General features: G+C 44.7%; 3 protein-coding genes. All 3 read right to left on the reverse strand.

The window, feature by feature from the left end; all coding sequences use genetic code 11:
- The coding region (gene fliD / locus ACRC27_RS11880; protein WP_438639958.1) for a flagellar filament capping protein FliD at window positions 1-940 on the reverse strand (940 nt) is incomplete at its 3' end.
- 82 nt (window positions 941-1,022) lie between these two features.
- Window positions 1,023-1,472, reverse strand: coding sequence for a flagellar protein FlaG (locus ACRC27_RS11885; protein WP_438639959.1), 450 nt, complete (start codon window positions 1,470-1,472; stop codon window positions 1,023-1,025).
- Between the two features lie 108 nt (window positions 1,473-1,580).
- Window positions 1,581-2,861 (reverse strand): flagellin (locus ACRC27_RS11890; RefSeq protein WP_438639960.1); only part of this gene is annotated, 1,281 nt, incomplete at its 5' end.

Below are 2,861 nucleotides of genomic sequence, written 5' to 3' on the forward strand. Positions count from 1 at the left end.
GAACAAGACTATCACCCGTTAGTGGTGCTGCAGTACTGGTCTCTCTATTGTATTTGGTCAGTTCATCAGTAATATCAATGATACTGTTGTACGCTTCAACAAATCCACTCAAGCTGCTCTTTACTGCACCATTGTCATAGCCTACCGTGACTCGGTTAGTTTTGAATTTACCGTCAGTATCTTTTTCTGATACTTCTTTCAGATCCAGCGTCAGCCCCTGAATAGCATTTTCTACTTTGTTGGATGCACTAGTGATCTTTTTACCATCAATGGTTAAAATCGCATCTTGTGGCTTATTTTCATCTGGCGTTTTCTGCCCTGCGATCATCTGCCCAAGTTGACTGCTCGGGTCAGCTGAAGATGTCACCTCAAAGCTATTCTCTTTACCGGTTTTCTCACCCATCAACACCAGCTCATTTTGTGTCTTACCGTTATCATCGGTATAGGTCACTATGGTGGCTTTTACCCCTTTATTATCGGGGGATTTGTTGATCGCATCAGCAATATCTTTCAGGCTACTGTCTTTTTTTACATCTACCGAAAAGCTCTCGTCGCCCACTTTAAAATCAAGCTTTCCAGCCTCAAACTTGGTATCGGGTACAACTGCGCCCAGATTAGTTTTTTGCTCTTTAGCCAACTTTTCCACGGCTACATCATAGCTACCAGAGATTGCATCTTTGGTGGCAGACCCCGAGAACGGTGGCTCTTTACCGACAATATCGACCTTGCGTTTATCAAAGGCCTCATCTTTTTGCATTTGTTTCAGTGAGTCTTGAAACTCTGTTAATGAAGACTTCAATTTTCCGTATGAGGATATTTGAGTATCGAGCGTTTGCTGCTGTTTTTGAAACTGTTTTAACTTTGGTGTGGCTTCCGCCTTCACCATCATGTCAACCCAATCGGCGACAGGTAAACCAGAACCAATACCGGGAGCGCGCATGTTTCACCTCTGTTTGTTATCGTGTACGGGTTTATCTGTACGTAGGAAATAAGGGATGGCAATATCAATTTCGCCAAATAAATCAGGCTTCTATGTTAAGCAAGATACCTGCCATTTGATCCGCCATTTTTTTGGCAAGCTCCAACATCTCTTTTGAAGGTAACTGGCGAATAACCTCACCACTTTCACAATCCACCACGGAAACTATCTGACGATTCAAATCTTCATCCAGATGAAAACTCAGTTGGTGATTTGTGCTGCGCATAAACTCATTGATCTGCTGAGTTACCGCACTTAGCTCGGCTGGCTCTTCAATAAGGGTTGATGTATCAGAGGCGTGGATACCCTGCTCGTTCAGTGGTTTATCTCGCACAATATCAGTATGCGTTGCATCAATGCTGCCAGATACTGCATGATGAGTTTGAGTTGTACTAGACGATACGGCTGAGGGTAATGCCGAAGTAGAGTGCAAGGTAGATACGGGTGAAGAGGTAAAGGAACAAGGGGTTATCGATAATCCAGAAACAGACATCAGCATGCCTTTTGAGCAGGAAAGATGAAGAAGTAACACAACAGGGGCATAGCACCCCTGTTGCTATTACAGGCTTGCACGAGAAAACGGTGCAAGCCTTGCAAGGCATTAACCCAGCAGTGACAGTGCAGCTTGAGGCAATTGCTTAGCCTGAGCCAGCATTGCAGTACCTGCTTGTTGCAGAATTTGTTGCTTAGTCATGTTAGTAGTTTCAGAAGCAAAATCTACATCCATGATACGGCTACGGCCTGCAGAAGCATTTTCCTGGATATTACCCAAGTTGCTAACAGTACTAGATAGACGGTTCTGCAGCGCACCCAGATCAGAGCGCTGGTCATCGATAGATGCCAGAGCACCGTCGATAGCACTAATTGCTTGCTGAGCACCATCTTGGGTAGACATATCAATATCAGCAATAGACTCTTTCTTTGCACCAACAGTAGTACCAGAAGCACCTAAACCAAGAGATCCGCCTTTAGATGCCGTGATATTAAAGCTGTCATTCGCGGTATAAGCAATTTGGCCACCAACCATTACAGCAGGCGTAGCACTGGATAATGTAGCAGAAGAGCCACTTCCTGAATTAACGGTAACTTCATTGCCTGCGCCTGCATTTTTATTCTGGATTTGAATATCTTCGCCCGCTTTATTATTCAGCTGCAGCACACCATCATCATTAACCGTTGCAGTAATGCCTGTTTTGGCTGACTTAGCATTGATCTCTTCAGCTTGCTTGTTCACATCACCGGAATTTACAGTAATACGCTCTGCATCACGGCCACCGGCAGAAATAGTGATATCCATGGAACTACCTGCAGCGGCAAGCGTCAGTGATGTAGTTGCCTCAGCTTTGATCCCAGTTTGAGAACTTTTCTTATTTACAGCTTCGGCAATGGCTTTTGCTGAGTCACCCGCTTTAACATCAACAGCAACATCTTTCTTGCCTTTCAGGGTTAACGTACCAGCCGACACACCATTACTTGATGCAGTTGCTCCCGCAGCAATAGTACCAACTCGGCCAGCACGCAGTGCATTCGCACCCAAATCTTCAGCTTTAGTACTCTTTAGTGATAAATCGATGGTTTCATTGGCTTCAGAACCCACCTGCAAGGTTTTAGTACCAAAAGAACCGTCAAGCAGCTTCTGGCCACCAAATGTAGTGGTTTCAGCCATACGGGTCATTTCATTATTTAATGCTGTCACTTCCTTTTGGATTGCAGCACGATCTTCTGTTGAGTTTGAACCATTCGCTGATTGCAGAGCCAAATCACGCATTTTATTCAGGATATTACTTGATTCCTGCATTGCACCTTCAGCAGTTTGTGCAATAGAAACACCGTCGTTGGCGTTTTTCATTGCCACGCCCAGACCACTGATTTGCGAACCTAG

The organism is Plesiomonas sp. (assembly GCF_051650925.1).
Classification (GTDB): domain Bacteria; phylum Pseudomonadota; class Gammaproteobacteria; order Enterobacterales; family CAMTGL01; genus Plesiomonas.